Annotated in this window: 21 protein-coding genes; 4 read left to right on the top strand and 17 right to left on the bottom strand. The window is 41.2% G+C overall.

The features are described 5' to 3' along the window. Positions 1-37: 37 nt before the first annotated feature. The 9 genes from RN80_RS07425 to RN80_RS07465 form a co-directional block, all read right to left on the bottom strand. On the bottom strand, positions 38-994 hold the full coding sequence (locus tag RN80_RS07425; protein WP_020902936.1) for an ABC transporter permease: 957 nt from the start codon (positions 992-994) through the stop codon (positions 38-40). Between the two features lie 2 nt (positions 995-996). Next, positions 997-2,055, bottom strand: coding sequence for an ABC transporter permease (locus tag RN80_RS07430; protein WP_060628504.1), 1,059 nt, complete (start codon positions 2,053-2,055; stop codon positions 997-999). Beyond that, positions 2,048-3,583, bottom strand: a complete 1,536-nt coding sequence (locus tag RN80_RS07435; protein WP_060628505.1) for an ABC transporter ATP-binding protein — start codon at positions 3,581-3,583, stop codon at positions 2,048-2,050. Before RN80_RS07435 ends, RN80_RS07430 begins: the two co-directional genes overlap by 8 nt. Positions 3,584-3,725: 142 nt before the next feature. Continuing rightward, positions 3,726-4,778, bottom strand: coding sequence for a BMP family lipoprotein (locus RN80_RS07440; protein WP_060628506.1), 1,053 nt, complete (start codon positions 4,776-4,778; stop codon positions 3,726-3,728). A gap of 89 nt (positions 4,779-4,867) precedes the next feature. Then, positions 4,868-5,257 carry a cytidine deaminase gene (locus tag RN80_RS07445; RefSeq protein WP_000246088.1) on the bottom strand — a complete coding sequence of 130 codons (390 nt, stop codon included), beginning with the start codon at positions 5,255-5,257 and terminating at the stop codon, positions 4,868-4,870. Then, a complete protein-coding gene (gene deoC / locus RN80_RS07450; protein ID WP_060628507.1) occupies positions 5,244-5,906 on the bottom strand; it encodes a deoxyribose-phosphate aldolase in 663 nt (220 codons plus the stop codon). Before deoC ends, RN80_RS07445 begins: the two co-directional genes overlap by 14 nt. 19 nt (positions 5,907-5,925) lie before the next feature. After that, positions 5,926-7,203: a pyrimidine-nucleoside phosphorylase gene (locus tag RN80_RS07455; protein WP_060628508.1), complete on the bottom strand. Its 1,278-nt coding sequence runs from the start codon at positions 7,201-7,203 to the stop codon at positions 5,926-5,928. Then, complete coding sequence (locus tag RN80_RS07460) at positions 7,200-7,790, bottom strand: class I SAM-dependent methyltransferase (protein WP_080998525.1); 591 nt, start codon at positions 7,788-7,790, stop codon at positions 7,200-7,202. Before RN80_RS07460 ends, RN80_RS07455 begins: the two co-directional genes overlap by 4 nt. 209 nt (positions 7,791-7,999) lie before the next feature. Beyond that, positions 8,000-8,404: a hypothetical protein gene (locus RN80_RS07465; RefSeq protein WP_060628510.1), complete on the bottom strand. Its 405-nt coding sequence runs from the start codon at positions 8,402-8,404 to the stop codon at positions 8,000-8,002. Between the two features lie 200 nt (positions 8,405-8,604). Here RN80_RS07465 and coaA point away from each other — a divergent pair, with 200 nt between their 5' ends. From coaA to RN80_RS07480, 3 genes are all read left to right on the top strand, one after another. Beyond that, the gene (coaA, locus tag RN80_RS07470; RefSeq protein ID WP_060628511.1) at positions 8,605-9,525 is read left to right on the top strand and encodes a type I pantothenate kinase; all 921 of its coding nucleotides are present in this window, start codon (positions 8,605-8,607) and stop codon (positions 9,523-9,525) included. Between the two features lie 67 nt (positions 9,526-9,592). After that, on the top strand, positions 9,593-9,829 hold the full coding sequence (rpsT, locus tag RN80_RS07475) for a 30S ribosomal protein S20 (protein WP_001274000.1): 237 nt from the start codon (positions 9,593-9,595) through the stop codon (positions 9,827-9,829). A gap of 52 nt (positions 9,830-9,881) precedes the next feature. After that, complete coding sequence (locus RN80_RS07480) at positions 9,882-10,406, top strand: DNA topology modulation protein (RefSeq protein ID WP_060628512.1); 525 nt, start codon at positions 9,882-9,884, stop codon at positions 10,404-10,406. Between the two features lie 25 nt (positions 10,407-10,431). Here RN80_RS07480 and deoD read toward each other — a convergent pair whose 3' ends face one another. The 6 genes from deoD to rpiA form a co-directional block, all read right to left on the bottom strand. Then, on the bottom strand, positions 10,432-11,142 hold the full coding sequence (gene deoD / locus RN80_RS07485) for a purine-nucleoside phosphorylase (RefSeq protein WP_000022097.1): 711 nt from the start codon (positions 11,140-11,142) through the stop codon (positions 10,432-10,434). A 401-nt stretch (positions 11,143-11,543) separates the two neighbouring features. Further along, complete coding sequence (locus RN80_RS07490) at positions 11,544-12,827, bottom strand: chloride channel protein (protein ID WP_060628513.1); 1,284 nt, start codon at positions 12,825-12,827, stop codon at positions 11,544-11,546. 2 nt (positions 12,828-12,829) lie between these two features. Next, complete coding sequence (locus RN80_RS07495) at positions 12,830-13,639, bottom strand: purine-nucleoside phosphorylase (RefSeq protein ID WP_060628514.1); 810 nt, start codon at positions 13,637-13,639, stop codon at positions 12,830-12,832. After that, positions 13,623-14,195 (bottom strand): DUF1697 domain-containing protein, encoded by a 573-nt coding sequence (locus tag RN80_RS07500; protein ID WP_060628515.1) that lies wholly within the window; start codon positions 14,193-14,195, stop codon positions 13,623-13,625. The genes RN80_RS07495 and RN80_RS07500 overlap by 17 nt, the downstream gene beginning before the upstream one ends. A 1-nt stretch (position 14,196) precedes the next feature. Then, on the bottom strand, positions 14,197-15,408 hold the full coding sequence (locus tag RN80_RS07505; RefSeq protein ID WP_060628516.1) for a phosphopentomutase: 1,212 nt from the start codon (positions 15,406-15,408) through the stop codon (positions 14,197-14,199). Positions 15,409-15,431: 23 nt separating this feature from the next. Next, positions 15,432-16,115 carry a ribose-5-phosphate isomerase RpiA gene (gene rpiA, locus RN80_RS07510; protein WP_060628517.1) on the bottom strand — a complete coding sequence of 228 codons (684 nt, stop codon included), beginning with the start codon at positions 16,113-16,115 and terminating at the stop codon, positions 15,432-15,434. A gap of 231 nt (positions 16,116-16,346) precedes the next feature. Here rpiA and RN80_RS07515 point away from each other — a divergent pair, with 231 nt between their 5' ends. Further along, on the top strand, positions 16,347-16,532 hold the full coding sequence (locus RN80_RS07515; RefSeq protein ID WP_060628518.1) for a hypothetical protein: 186 nt from the start codon (positions 16,347-16,349) through the stop codon (positions 16,530-16,532). Between the two features lie 23 nt (positions 16,533-16,555). On the opposite strand, the gene RN80_RS07520 is transcribed toward RN80_RS07515, so the two are convergent. Together RN80_RS07520 and RN80_RS07525 are read right to left on the bottom strand one after the other, a co-directional pair. Continuing rightward, positions 16,556-17,407 carry an NAD(P)H-hydrate dehydratase gene (locus RN80_RS07520; RefSeq protein ID WP_060628519.1) on the bottom strand — a complete coding sequence of 284 codons (852 nt, stop codon included), beginning with the start codon at positions 17,405-17,407 and terminating at the stop codon, positions 16,556-16,558. Positions 17,408-17,464: 57 nt separating this feature from the next. Continuing rightward, positions 17,465-18,238: an HAD hydrolase family protein gene (locus tag RN80_RS07525; protein WP_060628520.1), complete on the bottom strand. Its 774-nt coding sequence runs from the start codon at positions 18,236-18,238 to the stop codon at positions 17,465-17,467. Positions 18,239-18,242 lie beyond the last annotated feature (4 nt).

An 18,242-nucleotide genomic window follows, 5' to 3' on the forward strand; every position in this document is an offset into this window, starting at 1 on the left:
CGCCAGTTTGAACTGTACTGACGTTTTTTTTGTATGCTTATTTTGATTTGATATAGTTGATACCATCTGCTTTTGGTGCAACTGCTTTTCCAAAGAAGGCTGCCAAGACAAGAATGGTCAAAACATAAGGTGCGATTTGAAGATAAACCGCAGGCACTCCTTGTAGGAATGGCAATTGAGATCCGATAACAGCCAAACTTTGTGAAAGTCCAAAGAAGAGACTAGATAGCATGGCTCCGATTGGATTCCATTTTCCGAAGATCATCGCAGCAAGAGCAATAAATCCAGGTCCAACAATAGTTGTTACCGAGAAGTTAACTGAGATGGATTGAGCATAAATCGCTCCGCCAATTCCACCTAGAAAACCTGAAATAATAACCCCTAAATATCTCATTTTGTATACATTGATTCCCAAAGTGTCCGCTGCTTGAGGGTGTTCACCGACAGAGCGGAGACGAAGACCAAATCGAGTCTTGAAGAGGATAAACCAAGCAAGGAACGAGAAGGCAATCGCTAGATAACCAAGTAGACTAGTTGACTTGAAGAAGATATCACCAATCACTGGGATATTTGCCAAGACTGGGAAGTCAAAGCGTCCAAAAGTTTGACTTAGGTTGTCGGTTTGTCCTTTGTTATAAAGAACTTTCACTAAGAAAACAGCCAAGGCAGGCGCCATCAAGTTCAATACCGTACCGCTGACAACATGGTCTGCACGGAAATGAACCGTCGCCGCTGCGTGGATGATAGAGAAGACACCACCAACCAATCCTGCTACAAGCAAGGATAGCCATGGAGTTGCTGCTCCAAATTGTTCTGCAAATTCAAGGTTAAAGACAACTCCAGAAAAGGCACCCATAACCATAATTCCTTCAAGGCCGACGTTTACCACACCACCACGTTCAGAGAAAACACCGCCAATACTTGTAAAGATGAGGGGTGCTGAGTAAATCAGCATAGAAGACACCAAGAGGGTGAGCAAGGTTGTAATAGACATCTTTACTTACCTCCTTTAACTTGTTTTTTCGGTTTGACAAAGCGTTCGATAAGGTAATGAACACTGACAAAGAAGATAATAGACGCTGTTACAATGCTGACAAGCTCAGACGGTACCTGCGCCGCATTCATACCAGGGGCTCCAACTTGGAGAATACCAAATAGGAAGGCTGCAAAGAGAATACCAACTGGTGAGTTGGCCGCAAGCAGACTAACCGCCATCCCGTTAAATCCGACAGCCAATGACGCACCTTGAACATAGACGTTCTGGAAGGTTCCAAGTCCTTCAACAGCTCCACCAAGACCTGCCAAAGCACCTGAAATAATCATTGATAGGATAATAGTCCGTTTTGCAGAAATACCAGCATATTCTGAAGCATGTGGATTAAGACCAACCGCACGGATTTCAAAACCAAGAGTCGTTTTCTTGAGCATGAACCAAATGACTGCAACGGCAATGAGAGCAAAGAAAATACCGATATTCATCCGCGAATTACCAGTCAACTCAGCCAACCAAGGTGTCTGGTAAGTTGCATTAGCTCCGACACGAATCGTCGAATCTGTACTTTGCATGAAGTCTTTAGGAAAGGCATGGATAAAGGCATTTCCTACATACAAGACAATGTAGTTCATCATGATGGTTACGATAACCTCTGATGTCCCTAGATAAGCTCTCAGAATACCTGGAATCGCTCCGACAATCCCACCAGCAATCAAGGCAATCACGATGGTTGCTAGAATCATCAAGGGACGTGGCATATCTGGATGCGACAGGGCAAACCAACCACTGAGAATCCAACCTGCCAAAGCCTGACCAGGAAGCCCGACGTTAAAGAAACCTGCACGACTGGCAACGGCAAAACCAAGACCAATCAAGACCAGAGGTCCCATAGCACGGAAGATCTCCCCAATCCCACGCAGACTACCAAAGGCTGTATAGAACAATTCTTCGTAGCCCCAAATAGCATCATAACCGAAGATCCACATGACAATGGCTCCGAGTAAAATTCCTAGGAATACAGAAATCAAGGGAACCGAAATTTGTTGTAATTTTTTAGACATCACTCTTCTCCTTTCCCAAGTTTCCACCAGCCATCAAGACACCAAGTTCTTGTTTATTGGTTGTTTCTGGTGATACAATACCTTGAATCTTACCATCGTGGATAACGGCAATACGGTCTGAGACGTTTAAAATCTCATCCAATTCAAAGCTGACAACTAGAACAGCCTTGCCATTATCACGCTCTTCAATCAAGCGTTTGTGGATATATTCAATAGCACCGACATCCAACCCACGAGTTGGCTGGCTGACGATAAGGAGATCAGGATCTCGATCAATTTCACGAGCAATAATTGCTTTTTGTTGATTTCCTCCTGAGAGTGCAGCTGCAGGAACAAATTCACTGGCAGCACGAACATCAAATTCTTCCATTAGCTTTTTAGCATAAGAAGTAATATTTGAATAGTTCAAAATTCCATTTTTACTATGTGGTTCTTTGTAGTAGGTTTGAAGGGCAATATTTTCAGAGATCATCATCTCTAAAATCAAACCATCACGGTGACGGTCTTCTGGAACATGCCCCACACTCAACTCTGTAATTTGTCGTGGATGCAAGCCTACAATTGAATCTCCTTTTAACTCAATGCTACCAGATTCAACCTTGCGAAGACCTGTAATGGCTTGAATCAGTTCAGACTGACCATTTCCATCAATCCCCGCAATCCCAACAATCTCTCCAGCACGAACATCCAAGGACAGATTTTTAACAGCTGGGACACCGCGGTTTTCATTTACCACCAAGTCTTTAATAGACAAGACCACTTCTTTTGGTTGAGAGGCTTGTTTCTCTGTTTTAAAGGAAACGGAACGTCCTACCATCATTTCTGCCAAATCAGCATTGGTAGCTCCTGCAATTTCGACTGTTTCAATTGATTTCCCACGACGGATAACTGTAACGCGGTCAGAAACTGCGCGAATCTCGTCCAACTTGTGGGTAATCAAGATAATTGATTTCCCTTCTTTGACAAGATTTTTCATAATAGCCATCAACTCATCAATTTCTGATGGAGTCAAAACGGCCGTTGGTTCGTCAAAGATAAGGATATCAGCCCCCCGATAAAGGGTTTTTAAAATTTCTACACGTTGTTGGGCTCCAACTGAGATGTCTGCCACCTTGGCAGAAGGGTCAACAGCTAAGCCATAACGTTCAGAAAGAGCCTTGATTTCTTTGCTAGCTCCAGCAATATCTAGCACACCATTTTTAGTCAATTCACTACCTAAAATGATGTTTTCAGCCACTGTGAAGGCTTCTACCAACATAAAGTGCTGGTGAACCATTCCGATTCCCAAGCTAGCTGCTTTAGATGGTGAGTCGAGGTTGACAACTTGACCGTTGACCGCAATTTCACCACCGGTTGGTTCAAGAAGGCCTGCTAACATGTTCATGAGCGTGGACTTACCAGCCCCATTTTCTCCTAAAAGTGCATGAATTTCACCTTTTCGTAGGTGCAGGTTGATTTTGTCGTTGGCAACAAATTCACCAAACACCTTGGTAATATCACGCATCTCAATGACATTTTCGTGTGCCATGTGCTCTTCCTTTCAGAGTCTTATTTTATTTCAATAAAACTTGCTAGTTTGTCTAGTAGCAAGCTTTACTGAGACAAAATGACTTTGTCTCAACTCTTAAAAAGCGGCCGATGGCCGCTTCCTAAGAAATAACTTCCATCCATTATTTTGCAGGAACTTTTACGCTTCCATCAAGGATTTTAGCTTTTGCATCTTCAACGGCTTTTTTACCTTCTTCAGAAAGGTTAGTTGTTACCAAGTCAACCCCTTTATCTTTCAATGAGTAAACGATCACTTGACCGCCAGGGAATTCACCTTTTTCTGCCTTGTTAGAAATATCTTTTACAGTTGTACCAACTTGTTTCAAAGTAGATGCAAGAACAAAGTTTGATTCTTTGCCATCTTTAGAAGTGTATTTACCTTCTGCTTCTTGGTCACGGTCAACACCGATAACCCAAACTTTTTCATTTTCAGGACGGCTTTCGTTGAGTGATTTTGCTTCTGCAAAGACACCAGCACCTGTACCACCAGCTACTTGGTAAACAATATCTGCACCGGCTGCGTATTGTGCAGCTGCAATTGTTTTACCTTTAGCAGCATCACCAAATGAACCAGCGTAGTCAACTTGGACTTTGATAGATGGGTCTACTGACGCAACACCAGCTTTGAATCCTGCTTCAAAACGAGAGATAACTTCTGACTCCTGCCCACCTACAAAACCAACTTGTTTTGTCTTAGTTGTTTTTGCTGCAGCTACACCTGCAAGGTAACCTGACTCATTATCAGCGAAAGTTACGCTCGCAACATTCTTTTGATCTTTAATCACATCATCAATCAAGACATAGTTCAAGTCAGTGTGCTCTGCTGCTGCATCTTTAACTGCATTGTGAAGGGCAAAACCAACACCGAAGATTAGGTTGTAACTTCCAGCCGCTTGTTGCAAGTTGTTAGCATAGTCAGCTTCACTTGTTGATTGGAAGTAAGTGAAACCTTTATCTTTTGAAAGATTGTGTTCTTTACCCCAGTCTTGCAAACCTTCCCAAGCTGATTGGTTGAATGATTTGTCATCAACACCACCAGTATCAGTGACGATCGCTGCTTTTGTCTTCATATCAGAAGATGAAGCTGCGTTACGAGAAGAGCGGTTACCACATGCAGCAAGTCCAACTGCTGCTACTGCAACTAGACCAAGGCCTAGCCATTGTTTCTTGTTCATTACTGAACCTCCTAAATAAGATGTGCAACGATGTTGCAAGTATGGATTGGTTGGCCACAAGGACCGTGCCACTCAGAGAGCGACTCAGACTAGTTTAAGTCTGTAAAAGAGTATGGAAGTAATTCCCCGACCGTCATCTCGACCGTCGATTTATCTTTTGCGACTAAGGTCACTTTTAGATCTTGTTCAAAAAATTCGACCATTACTTGGCGACAAGCACCACATGGTGAGATTGGTTTTTCAGTCTGTCCATAGACAATCAATTCTGAAAATTCTCTTTGTCCTTCAGATATAGCCTTAAAAATGGCTGTTCTCTCACCGCAATTGGTCAAAGGATAGCTAGCATTTTCGATATTCACTCCCGTGTAAACACTTCCGTCTTTGGCTACTAAAACTGCTCCGATAGGAAAGTGAGAATAGGGGACATAGGCATGTTTACTGGTTTCAATTGCCAGTTCAATCAACTCAGTAGTCGCCATCTGCCAATTCTCCTTTTAAAATGGCTACCCCAGCTGACGTCCCAATACGGGTCGCACCTGCTTCCACAAAGGCAAGAGCATCTGCATAAGAACGAGCTCCACCAGCAGCCTTGACACCCATATCAGGTCCAACTGTTTCACGCATTAATTTAACATCTGCTACCGTAGCGCCACCAGTTGAAAAGCCAGTTGAAGTTTTTACGAAGTCAGCTCCAGCTTTTTGAGCTAATTGGCAAGCCACAACTTTTTCTTGGTCTGTCAGAAGGCAAGCTTCAATAATGACTTTCACTAACTTGTCACCACTTGCTTCTACAACAGCACGGATGTCCGATTCAACCAAATCAAGATTACCTGATTTGAGAGCTCCAACATTGATCACCATATCAATCTCATCAGCCCCATTTTGGATAGCTTCTTTTGTTTCAAATGCTTTCACAGCTGAAGTTGTTGCTCCCAAGGGGAAACCTACTACTGTGCAGACCTTGACATCTGTGCCTTCAAGTCCTTTTTTAGCATGTTCAACCCAGGTCGGATTAACGCAAACACTGGCAAAATCATACTCCTTAGCCTCAGACAACAAACAATCGATTTGATTTTCTGTTGCATCTTGTTTTAAAAGCGTATGATCGATATATTTATTTAATTTCATATTCGGATTCTCCTGCGGTTTATGAGATAATTTCTATAATTTCTCGTAAACTTTGCACCCTATCATTTATTTTAACATATTTTTGAAAATCTGTAACTAGCTGAGGAAAAATTTTTCCATTTGTGTATACTTTTGCAACAATTTCTCCCTTTTGAACGGAATCTCCAACTTTCTTTTCAAAAACAATTCCTGTTTCATAGTCCAAGGCATCAGACTTGACTGCACGACCAGCACCCAGTCTCATAGCATAAAGTCCAAATTCCATAGCTGGAAGAGCTGAAATGACACCCGTTTCCTGGGCAGGGATTTCCACCACATGTGACACATTGACTGGACGATAGAGGTCTTCCAAGTCTCCACCTTGGGCTTGGACCATCTCCTCAAACTTAGCAAGCGCTTGTCCATTTTCAAGATGTTGGCGGACTTCTTCAACTGTCTTATTTACATTTGCCAGTCCAAGCATAATTTGAGCCAACTCACATATGAAGTGGGTAATATCCTGACGGCCTTGACCTTGTAAAATCTCCAATGCTTCAAGGATCTCCAGACGATTTCCAATCGCTCGTCCCAAGGGCTGACTCATATCCGTAATCACTGCTACCGTCTTCCGACCAACTGCCTTACCAAGTTCCACCATAGTTTGAGCCAACTCACGCGCCTCATCAACCGTCTTCATGAAGGCTCCCTCACCGACAGTCACGTCTAGCAAAATAGCATCCGCCCCTGCAGCAATTTTCTTGCTCATCACCGAACTCGCAATCAAAGGAATCGTATCGACAGTTGCTGTCACATCACGGAGAGCGTAGAGAAGCTTATCTGCTTTGACAAGCTGGTCTGATTGCCCAATGACAGATACACCAATATCCTGAACCTGACGAATAAAATCCTCTTGACTGCGTTCCACTTGATAGCCCTTAATGGACTCCAATTTATCAATTGTTCCACCTGTATGGCCGAGACCACGACCACTCATTTTCGCGACTGGAACCCCAAAGCTTGCAACAAGGGGAGCTAAAATCAAGGTTACCTTATCACCAACACCACCCGTAGAATGCTTGTCAACCTTAACCCCTTCAATAGCGGATAAATCAAACTCTTGACCTGTCTGAACCATCTTCATAGTTAGATCAGAAATTTCTCGTGTCGTCATTCCTTTAAAATAAACAGCCATAGCAAAGGCAGACATCTGATAATCAGGAACAGTTCCTGATACATAGCCTTCAACTAGCCATTCAATTTCACTCGAAGTCAGTTCTTGACCATCTCGTTTCTTTTGGATTAAATCAACTGCTCTCATTCGTTCACACTTCTAAGGATATAGTATCCCTTATCTTTTTTGACGATTTCACAATTGCCAAACACATCTTCCATCTTGGACTTGGCACTTGGAGCCCCTTGTTTTTTCTGGATAACGATAGTCAAATCCCCACCAGTTACCAAGAAATCTTTACTTTTCTCAATGATTTCATGAACCACTTGCTTACCTGCACGGATAGGGGGATTGGAAATGACATGGTCAAATTTCCCTTCAACTTGTTCATAGATATTGGACTGAAAAATCGTTGCTTCTATTTTATTTCGTTCAGCATTTTGTCGCGCCAAATCCAAGGCACGATTGTTGATATCGACCATGGTCGCCTGAACTCCATAAGCCTTAGCCAAGGACAAGCCCAAAGGTCCGTAACCACAGCCTACATCCAAGACAGTCTCTCCTTGGTTGACCTCAAGACACTTGAGCAAGAGTTGACTGCCAAAGTCAATCATTTTCTTGCTAAAAACACCCGCATCCGTCAAAAAGGTCATTTTTTCTCCCAACAAGTCCACTCTTAACTCATGAATGTCGTGAGCAGCGTCAGGATTTTCTGCATAATACATTTTACTCATGAAACTATTTTACCATAATTTGACTTAAATTGTAAATCGTTTACAAATTGATCATAAAACGAAAAAGACTGAAGAAAGCTAGTAGGTAAAACCTTTTCTTCAATCTCTTTCAACACTTATAGATGAATGATAAGCCATTTAGAACTAGAAATATCATAGTCAGGATAAAACAAAAAGTTTATCATCTATAATCAGGTGCATTTTTATGACTATTGCTTAACCTTCAAATACTTTATTATCAACAAAATTCCCAACAGGATGTTTAGATAAAAGCCCAACTGATACGTTTTTGTCAGGATTTCCAAACTTGTCCAAAGTCGTATCAAATCTTCTAGTGACATGCGGAAGAAATAACCCTCTGTAGCAATCCATAGAACTAAAAAGAAATAACTACCAGCAGCAAGCCATTTCGTCCACCGTTTTTTTAGGAAGAAAGCAATCAAGAGCGAACAGAGAAAGACAACTGTTACAATAGCATGTTCCATCAAAAAAGTAAAACCGTAATAGATTTCCACAAAGCGTCTACCATTATCCGCATTCGCCCCTTTTATAAAAGGTAGTGCAAAACTTAAAATAAAACAGAGTTCCAATATGTAACGTTTTAAGATTTTCATAGTACACCTCCTATAAGTTGTAACCCTCAAAGCCCCCTTTATTAGCTTATAAATCAGGAGAAAGTAGCTCCTACTTCATCAATAAATTGTTCATCCTCTATCTACTTATATTATATACTATTGACTTAACACATTCAAGAAACCGCTTTATTTTTTTAGCTTTTTATGGTATGATAAACAAAATATCTAGGGGAAAACAAATGACCAACGAATTTTTACATTTTGAAAAAATCAGCCGCCAGACTTGGCAATCTTTACATCGAAAAACAACACCTCCTTTGACAGAAGAGGAATTAGAATCCATCAAAAGCTTTAATGACCAGATTAGTCTGCAAGATGTTACCGATGTCTATCTACCCCTAGCCCATCTCATCCAGATTTATAAGCGTACCAAGGATGATTTGGCCTTTTCAAAAGGAATTTTCCTTCAACGTGAAAGTAAATCCCAACCTTTTATCATTGGGGTTTCTGGGAGTGTTGCCGTTGGAAAATCAACAACTAGTCGCCTACTTCAAATCCTACTGTCCCGTACGCTTAAAGATGCTACGGTTGAGTTGGTAACAACTGACGGCTTTCTCTATCCCAACCAGGCCTTGATTGAACAAGGGATTTTAAATCGCAAGGGATTTCCTGAAAGCTATGATATGGAAGCTCTTCTCAACTTCCTGGATCACATCAAAAATGGACAAGATGTAGATATTCCTGTCTATTCTCATGAAGTCTACGACATCGTTCCTGAGGAAAAACAAAACGTCAAAGCAGCTGACTTTGTCATTGTCGAAGGGATTAACGTTTTTCAAAATCCACAAAACGAACGTCTCTATATCACCGACTTCTTCGACTTTTCCATCTATGTTGATGCTGCAGTGAATGACATCGAGAGTTGGTATCTGGACCGTTTCTTGAAGATGCTGAGCCTAGCCCAAAACGACCCTGATAGCTACTATTATCGTTTTACACAAATGCCGATTGGGGAAGTGGAGTCCTTTGCCCATCAGGTCTGGACCAGTATCAATCTCACAAATCTACAAAATTATATTGAACCAACCAGAAATCGTGCGGAAGTGATTCTGCATAAAACAAAGAACCATGAAATCGATGAAATTTACTTAAAAAAGTAATTTTCTCTTGTCAAAACGTAAGTTTTCAGATATAATGGTATAGTTAGTAAATATGGAGGTAAGAACATTGGCAAACATTAAATCAGCTATCAAACGCGCTGAATTGAACGTTAAACAAAACGAAAAGAACTCAGCTCAAAAATCAGCTATGCGTACTGCTATCAAAGCTTTCGAAGCAAACCCATCTGAAGAACTTTTCCGTGCTGCTAGCTCAGCTATCGATAAAGCAGAAACTAAAGGTTTGATTCACAAAAACAAAGCAAGCCGCGACAAAGCTCGTCTTTCAGCTAAACTTGCTAAATAAGAAACAGTCCATGGAGGCTGTTTTTTTGTCCTCAAATAGAAAAAGGTAGAAAATGAAAATCGCAATTATCGGATATTCTGGTGCTGGTAAGTCAACGCTAGCTGAAAAGTTATCTCTCTACTACTCCATCCCAAAACTTCACATGGACACACTCCAATTTCAGCCTGGTTGGCAAGACAGTGACCGTGACTGGATGTTGGATGAAATGAAAAGCTTTCTCACAACACAGGAAGCTTGGGTCATTGATGGGAATTATTCTTGGTGCTATTACGAGGAAAGAATGCAGGAAGCTGACCAAATCATCTTTTTAAACTTCTCTTCTTGGAATTGTTTGCTAAGAGCCTTTAAGCGCTATTTAAAATACAGAGGAAAAGTGAGAGAAAGTATGGCAGCTGGTTGTCAAGAACAATTTAATTGGGAGTTTATCAGATGGATTCTCAGAGATGGACGGACAAATAATGCTAAGGAAAGATACCAAAAATTTTGCCAAGAATACTCACATAAAGTCACTATTATTCGAAATCAGAAAGAACTAGATCAATTTCTGGATAAGAAAAGGAAGTCCTCCAATTCATAAAGAAGGGCTTCCTTTTTGGCTATAATTATTCTGCAATCAAGGTTTCCAAACCAACCTTCATCATATCAGTGAAGGTATTTTGACGTTCTTCTGCAGTCGTGTCTTCATCTGGATTGACCAAACTATCAGAAATAGTCATGATGGCAAGCGCGTCAACATGGTGTTGGGCTGCCAGATAGTAAAGGGCTGCTGCTTCCATTTCCACAGCCTTGACTCCCCATTTACCAAGTTCGATGTTCTTTTCAAAGTAGTTTGAGTAAAAGACATCAGAAGACAAAACGTTCCCAACGTGGGTGGTCATACCGAGTTCTTTGGCGATATGGTAGGCCTTGTCCAGCAAATCAAAGCTAGCGATTTGTGGGAAATCGTACTGTGGCCAGTCATTACGGACGATGTTTGAGTTGGTTGCCGCTGCCTGCGCCAAAACCAATTCACGAACGTGAACATCTTCATTCAAAGAACCCGCAGTTCCCACACGAATCAATTTTTTCACACCGTAGTCAACAATCAACTCACGCGCATAAATCGAAATAGATGGCATCCCCATCCCAGTTCCCATGACTGATACACGGTGGCCCTTGTAAGTACCAGTGTAACCAAACATGTTACGTACTTCGTTAAAACAAACAGCATCTTCAAGGAAATTCTCCGCAATAAACTTAGCACGAAGAGGATCCCCAGGAAGAAGAATTTTATCAGCAATTTCACCCTGCTGAGCAGCAATATGGATAGACATAATATAAGATACCAAACCCGTCAAAAAGCAAAGGGAAAATAGGAGTTGGGTGCAGTGAGCGATGCTCGCTAGACCAACTATCTTTTTCCCACTGCTTTTAGGGTGGGTTCAATTCCTTTCTTTCTTAATTTTGATGATATCGAGAAGATTAGACCGGCTTCAATTCAAGCCCGAATTCCCCTTCTCTTCTGAGTTTTTAGAAAAGTTTTCCGCTCGTGTTCAAATCAAAACACACGCTCTACCTTTCTTTTTTTTATTTTTATATTTCATAACTAGGAAAAATCGGATTCAATCAAGATTCCAATAGGCCTACTTCATTTTTATTTAAAACAGTTATAAATAAATTGAGAGTTTTTTTAATCTTTTAAATCAAATCATTGACTAGAAGAAATGGGAATTTCCTACCTAATTACTTTATTCTTTGACTTCTGACTCAGTATGCTAGCCCAAGGAAAGTGGTCTAACATTTTTGCAAATTCATAGGCTAAAACAGCTGTTACTAAGAGATACGGAAGAGAATCTATACCTAGCCCAGTGAAACCTATAACTAATCCTGTTGCAGAAATGGGCGCCCTCAAGGTCACAGACAAAAAGCAAACCGATCCCAAAAGTAAAACGGTTGGCTGACTGTCCAAACCTAGAATCATGCCCAAGAGGGCAGCTCCAGCTATCCCCAAGGCAAAAGATGGTGTAAGAGTACCACCATAGGCCCCTGCCCAAAGGATAATAAGAACGACCACTGCTTTTAGGAAAAACATGAGAAGCACTGTTTGACCACTGCTACCATTTAAAATTTCCTGAGCCATCATCCGTCCATTTCCAAGTAGATGTGGAAAGGAACTTGCAAGACCAACAAGAAAAAGAAAAGCTGAGGGCAATGTTAGAAGTATTCGTTTATCTTTTATTCTGTTTGAAGACGCTGCCTTACTTAAGCGACCAAAAAGACAAGCTAGTGGAGTTAAGAAAAGAAGTAATAAGGGAATAATCCATATTTCCTTTAATGACCATGTGATAGCTGGAATCTGGTAGAGAGCCTGATCTGAAATAACCCAGCCTGCTATATAGGTTGAGACATAGGTAGTCAAACCGACTAAGACAAATCGTTTAATAGATAGAGCAATTCCTAGGGTTTCAAAAACAAAGAAGACACTTGTTAATGGAACCTGATAAACAGCCGCTAAACCAGCACCAGCACCACAAGCAAGGAGAAAGATACGATCCTTCATAGACAGTATACATATTTTTCCAATTTTTCCTGCAAATAGAGTCCCAATCTCTCGTGGTGCAGCTTCTTTGCCAATAGGCGCTCCCCCTCCAACTGCAATAATCTGCCAAATTGAATGAAATAGCTGTTTTAGAAAATGAAGCTTGTATTGTGAAGTCTCATCCTTCATCTGAGCTTTGATGGAATAAATCTTCGACCCTTTTTGCAAGAAATACCAGATCAAGGATGAGCTAAGACCCACGATTATTAAACTTAGTCCTATCCGTGAGGAGGAAACTCCATCTGTCAAAAATCCACTATGATGCTCTGACTGAACAAAAACTAGCTCCTCCACCATCTCTAAAAGATAATGGAGAACTATACCAGATAAACCCGAAACTATTCCTTGAAGAATTACTGCTATGAATAATCTAAAATTATAAGGGATTTTTCGAAAAATACTCCTCAATTCAATTAACATGATTACAATTCAGCAAGAATCGCTTTAAGCAAGCCTTTGAAGTCGCCTTTAACACGTTCTGTCACTTCTACAACTTCTTCGTGGTTGAGTTCTTCTTGGAAGCCTGCAGCATGGTTAGTAATACATGAAATACCGAGAACTTTCAAGCCAGAGTGGGCTGCAACAATAACTTCAGGAACAGTCGACATACCAACTGCATCTGCTCCCAGTGTCTTATAGGCACGAATTTCTGCTGGGGTTTCATAAGTCGGACCAGTAACACCGATATAAACACCTTCGTCAAGCTTGATACCAAGTTTCTTAGCCACTTCATGGGCAGTAGCACGGTATTCTGGTGTGTAGGCCTTAGACATATCTGGGAAACGAGGACCAAAATCATCCAAGTTTTCACCCATCAATGGATTTTGCCCCGTCATATTGATATGGTCTGAGATAGCCATCAAGGTACCAGGACCAAATCCAATACCGCCAGCTGCATTGGTTACAATGACACCTTCGCATCCAAGAACTTTCATCACACGTACTGGGAAAGTCACGACTTCAAGAGGATTTCCTTCATAGAAATGGAAACGACCTTGAAGAGCCAAGACCTTGCGACCTGCAAGTTCTCCATATACCAATTTCCCAGCGTGTCCGACTACTGTTGAGCGGCCCCAGTTTGGAATGTCTGCATAATCTACTACAACTGGATTTTCGATTTCTTCTGCCAATTCTCCAAGTCCTGATCCAAGGATTAAACCAAACTCAGGTGCTTGGATTCCCTTGTCTTTCAGGAAAGCAGCTGTTTCCTTGATTTTATCTAAAAATGTCATTGTGTTCTCCTTTATTATTTTTTAGCATTTGACCGATTTTGTCAAAAGTTTTGGCATTGCGAATAGTGATGTTGCGATAAAAAGGCATCTTGAGCAAGTACTTATGATAGGCAGTTGCATAGTAGGATTCCTCAGAGAATTTCCCCCAGAAAATCCCAAGTCTTCCAAAATGAACGATTTCATCTTTCAATTCCAAACTTTCAACTGTCTCAATGACTTTAGCCACATCCAATCCCTCCGTGTAAAAGAGGACATCCTTTCGTGCCAAATCTTTGGTCCACCAATCTGGCAGATTCTTCAGCTCTTCTTCATAATCTTCCTGACTCAGTAAAGAAAATCTCTGAATAAATGGATAACGAGTTCCACAGAAAACCTCTAACTTTTCAATCAATTGGGATTTTGAGTCTGTCGAAGTAAAGAAAATATTGCCACTGTTGATGTAGCTTTCAACTTTTTCCAGTCCCAACTCTGTCAATTCTTGACGAAGTTGCGCCATGACAACTTTATTTTTGCCACCAACATTGATGCCTCTAACCAGCAAAGCATAACGCGTCATCTTATACCAATTTATCTAAGAAACTTTCCCCAATCATGGCAGTTTCCACATCAAAGTTATCGGCAACAGTCGCTGAGATATCTGCAAAATATCCGACAGGAATGAGACCATTTCCTTTAAAGGCAGGGCTATAGGCCAACAATGGAATATATTCACGAGTGTGATCTGTTCCTGCATAGGTTGGATCATTTCCATGGTCCGCAGTAATCAATAGAAGGTCGTTCTCTCTCATAGCTGCGATAATTTCAGGCAAGCGTTCATCAAACTCATGCAAACAATCACGGTAACCGTGAGCATTACGACGGTGGCCGTAAAGGGCATCAAAGTCAACCAAGTTTGTGAATGAGAATCCTTTTTCAAATTCAGCAAGGCCCATGGTCTTCAATAGTGTATCAATTCCATGGCTGTTTGATTTGTTGTGGCCCATGTCATGGTTGATACCAGCACCGTTAAAGATATCATTGATTTTACCAACAGCGTAAGTATCGATACCAGCTTCATTCAATTTATCCAAAACAGTCGGTGCAAATGGAGAAACGGCTAAGTCACGACGGTTTGCTGTACGAGTGAAGTTTCCAGGCTCACCAACATAAGGACGGGCAATGATACGACCTAGAAGAGCAGGGCGCTCAAGGGTTATCGAACGAGCGTATTCACAGATACGGTATAGTTCATCCAAAGGAATGATGTCTTCGTGGGCAGCAATCTGCAAAACAGGATCAGCCGAAGTATAGATAATCAACTCCCCAGTTTCCATCTGACGTGGTCCAAAGTCATCGATAACAGCTGTTCCTGAGTAAGGTTTGTTGGCTTCACGAATGACCTTACGTCCTGAAAATTCTTCGATTTTTGTCAGGATTTCTTCTGGGAATCCATTCCAGAAAGTATCGAAAGGCTCAGTAATGTTGAGTCCCATGATTTCCCAGTGTCCAGTCATGGTATCCTTACCAAGGGATACTTCCTCTAATTTTGTTGCATATCCAGTTGGATTGCTTTCTGCAGGTACAGTCTTAAGAGGAGTTTCACGAGGAATATTTCCCAGACCAATTTTAGCCATGTTTGGGACATTCAAACCAACTGCTTTTGAAATGTGTCCTAATGTGTCAGAAGCACCATCTGGAACTCCTGCATTGACAAAGTTATTGGCATCTGGTGCAGCACCGATTCCTACAGAATCTAATACCACCAAGTGAATACGATTAAATTTTGACATAGTGTATCTCCTTATTATTTTAGTTATCTTGCTTTTGTTGAAGTTAAAATCTGAACCCCGTCTCGTCCAGCAACGATGACCTTATCCACCATTTGGTTGAATAAGCCGTGCTCTACAACACCAACGACATGGTCCAATTCTTGTCCGAAAGCAATTGGATCTTCAATGACATCCAAGGCAAGGTCAATGATAAAATTCTGCATATCGGTCACAAAACGTTGGCCGTCTTTTTCACGGAAACTTGGTTTGTAGCCAGCTCGTTCAAAACGACGAAAGACCTGTTCCGCGCCATACTGAACCACTTCTACAGGCAATTTAAAAGCACCTAGTTTCTCGACCAGCTTGCTTTCATCCACTACCCAAATATATTCTTTTGAGGGCGTTGCAACAACCTTCTCCATCAGGAGGGCACCACCACCGCCTTTGATTCCATTAAACTGACTATCCACTTCATCCGCCCCGTCGACTGTCACATCGACAAAGTCTACTTGGTCAATAGACTTGAGTGGGATATTAAGCCCTTCAGCCTGTTTACTAGTCACACTAGAAGTCGTTACAGCTGTAATCTGCAACCCTTCTTCCTTGATACGACGACCGATTTCTTCGACAAAATAATAGGCAGTAGAACCCGTTCCAAGTCCGACTACCATGCCATCCTTGACAAACTCAGCAGCCTTGATACCTGCCATTTTCTTCAGATTTTCCACTCAAACACCTCCATTAAAGAGCTACTTTTATTATAACATGTATCCGTTTTTATTTCATGGATACACTAGAAAAACCCGAACATTTTTATTTTTATGTCCACCTTGATTTGGTAGTTAGAATCTTAGTTATGAGAACTTGTAGATAAAAACAGGTCCTAGCCAAAAGCAGCAACAGTTGATTTTTTATCATAAAGATGATTAAATAGTTAAGTACAGAAAAGGAGAAATAAGATGAACCCATTAGATTTGTTTAACCAAGTAAAAGAATTAATCGAAACAAAAGATTTCGAAGCTGCAAAAGCATTTGTTGCAGAAAATCAAGAACAGCTTGGAGAATACTTCTCTCAAGCTCAGCAGTTGATTTCTGGTTCTGAAGGTCTAGATGGCCTCGTTGGAAAGATTAAAGGATTTTTATAAAAGATATAAAGGCGCCCGAACTATCAGGTGCCTTTTTGAGATATTTTTTTCATTATTTTGGGAAGACGGCTACTGATTTCCGTCGGCAAGACCACATAATGTTCTTGAGATAGTTCTTGGGCTGCGGCCGAATGAAGATGAGTTGCTACTGCTACACGTTCGTAGAGACTGGCCTGTCGAAATTGTCCTGCAAATCCTGCAATCATTCCAGCTAGTGTATCTCCCATACCACCAGTCGCCTGATAGGGACCGCCAACCTGTAACTGGTAATAATCAGACTGGCCAACTTGCCAAATACGAGTAGTTGGACCTTTCTCCACCAAAATTATGCCTTGAGGGAAAGAAGTCAGGGCACTAGATGTTGTATCTTCGTTTTGCTTTTCAATAGCAATACCAGACAGCTTTTCCCATTCTTTTTGGTGGGGAGTTAGGATAAGCTGGTTAGATGGAAACGACAAACTTGTCCTAGCAAGGATGGTTAAGGCCCCTCCATCTACAATCAAAATCTGATTCTTTTTTAAGCTAGCAAAGACCTGTTTTACAAGATTTTCTCCAAACGTATCGTCTCGTAAACCAGGCCCCAGCAAGACAACTTCTGCCTTCTCCAATTGCTCTTTTAATAATTGCTGGTCTTGAAGAGAAAAGGCCATAGCCTCAGGTAAATGACTGTGCAAAGCTGGGATATTTTCCCTATCTGTTCCAACAGTCACCAATCCTGCACCGCTTTTTACAGCTGCTAAAGCAGCCATAATGATGGCACCACCATAAGGATAAGTCCCACCCAGTAACAGCAGACGGCCATAGTCTCCTTTATGACTGGTACGAGAACGTTCAATAATGACTTTTTCTAGTAAGGTTTGATTAATCACTTTCATCTTTTTTCCTCTCGCATTTATTATACAACAAAAAGGAGGCGCATACCTCCTTTTCTACTATTTTCCCTTAAATTCCGTAAAAGTCTGTAAGATTTTGGCTGCTACTGTCGGAGAAGGAGCTTCCTTTATCTCTAACGTTTCATCTGCATATGGAGTAAGACCAGAAAAATCTCCTATCTGAACTGAATAAAGAGACCTTTTAAACAGTTCAATGTCGTTTTGGTCATTTCCAAAAGCAATAACATTCTCTCCACATAATTTTTCAACAGTTGTCGCCTTATGAATATCCAAAGGATTGATATAAAGGCACTTTTCATGAGCATGATAGGACAGATGAGCCTGCCCCAATCTTTCTAGCTGAGTAAGCAAATCATCAAGCAAAGTCTCATGATCTCCCATATAAACAACTAACTTAATCGGAGTGCCCAAGTCCTCAAGCTTCTGATGACGAGCTACCTTTAGGGGATCCACACTGGAGATAAATGGAATCTTCTCTAGAATCTGACCACTATAGTCAAAACAATCATCTACAAAGAAAGGGAGATTATAGGTCTGGCAATAATCCACTAGCGTCTGATAAATCCTAACATCGAGATTCCTTTCATAGATAGCTTTTCCCAGATAATAGGCTACACCACCATTCAAACCTATGACCAAGCGCTGACTAAGCTCGAAACCTAATAAGCCCAAACAATCCTGATAAGAGCGAGCTGAGGCAAATACAACCTCATGTCCATAATCTTCAGCCTTTAAAAGAACCTGCCTAATCTCTTCATCTATGGTCATATAGTCAAAAGACAGCGTCCCATCCAAGTCAAATACGAATTTCATTTTC

The sequence above is a fragment of the Streptococcus mitis genome, assembly GCF_001281025.1.
Lineage (GTDB): Bacteria > Bacillota > Bacilli > Lactobacillales > Streptococcaceae > Streptococcus > Streptococcus mitis_AK.

Bases quoted from the DNA above. Each gene is read 5' to 3' on its own strand.
- RN80_RS07425 (WP_020902936.1), bottom strand. From the start codon at position 994: ATGTCTATTACAACCTTGCTCACCCTCTTGGTGTCTTCTATGCTGATT.
- RN80_RS07430 (WP_060628504.1), bottom strand. From the start codon at position 2,055: ATGTCTAAAAAATTACAACAAATTTCGGTTCCCTTGATTTCTGTATTC.
- RN80_RS07435 (WP_060628505.1), bottom strand. From the start codon at position 3,583: ATGGCACACGAAAATGTCATTGAGATGCGTGATATTACCAAGGTGTTT.
- RN80_RS07440 (WP_060628506.1), bottom strand. From the start codon at position 4,778: ATGAACAAGAAACAATGGCTAGGCCTTGGTCTAGTTGCAGTAGCAGCA.
- RN80_RS07445 (WP_000246088.1), bottom strand. From the start codon at position 5,257: ATGGCGACTACTGAGTTGATTGAACTGGCAATTGAAACCAGTAAACAT.
- deoC (WP_060628507.1), bottom strand. From the start codon at position 5,906: ATGAAATTAAATAAATATATCGATCATACGCTTTTAAAACAAGATGCA.
- RN80_RS07455 (WP_060628508.1), bottom strand. From the start codon at position 7,203: ATGAGAGCAGTTGATTTAATCCAAAAGAAACGAGATGGTCAAGAACTG.
- RN80_RS07460 (WP_080998525.1), bottom strand. From the start codon at position 7,790: ATGAGTAAAATGTATTATGCAGAAAATCCTGACGCTGCTCACGACATT.
- RN80_RS07465 (WP_060628510.1), bottom strand. From the start codon at position 8,404: ATGAAAATCTTAAAACGTTACATATTGGAACTCTGTTTTATTTTAAGT.
- coaA (WP_060628511.1), top strand. From the start codon at position 8,605: ATGACCAACGAATTTTTACATTTTGAAAAAATCAGCCGCCAGACTTGG.
- RN80_RS07480 (WP_060628512.1), top strand. From the start codon at position 9,882: ATGAAAATCGCAATTATCGGATATTCTGGTGCTGGTAAGTCAACGCTA.
- deoD (WP_000022097.1), bottom strand. From the start codon at position 11,142: ATGTCTATCCATATTGCTGCTCAGCAGGGTGAAATTGCTGATAAAATT.
- RN80_RS07490 (WP_060628513.1), bottom strand. From the start codon at position 12,827: ATGTTAATTGAATTGAGGAGTATTTTTCGAAAAATCCCTTATAATTTT.
- RN80_RS07495 (WP_060628514.1), bottom strand. From the start codon at position 13,639: ATGACATTTTTAGATAAAATCAAGGAAACAGCTGCTTTCCTGAAAGAC.
- RN80_RS07500 (WP_060628515.1), bottom strand. From the start codon at position 14,195: ATGACGCGTTATGCTTTGCTGGTTAGAGGCATCAATGTTGGTGGCAAA.
- RN80_RS07505 (WP_060628516.1), bottom strand. From the start codon at position 15,408: ATGTCAAAATTTAATCGTATTCACTTGGTGGTATTAGATTCTGTAGGA.
- RN80_RS07515 (WP_060628518.1), top strand. From the start codon at position 16,347: ATGAACCCATTAGATTTGTTTAACCAAGTAAAAGAATTAATCGAAACA.
- RN80_RS07520 (WP_060628519.1), bottom strand. From the start codon at position 17,407: ATGAAAGTGATTAATCAAACCTTACTAGAAAAAGTCATTATTGAACGT.
- RN80_RS07525 (WP_060628520.1), bottom strand. From the start codon at position 18,238: ATGAAATTCGTATTTGACTTGGATGGGACGCTGTCTTTTGACTATATG.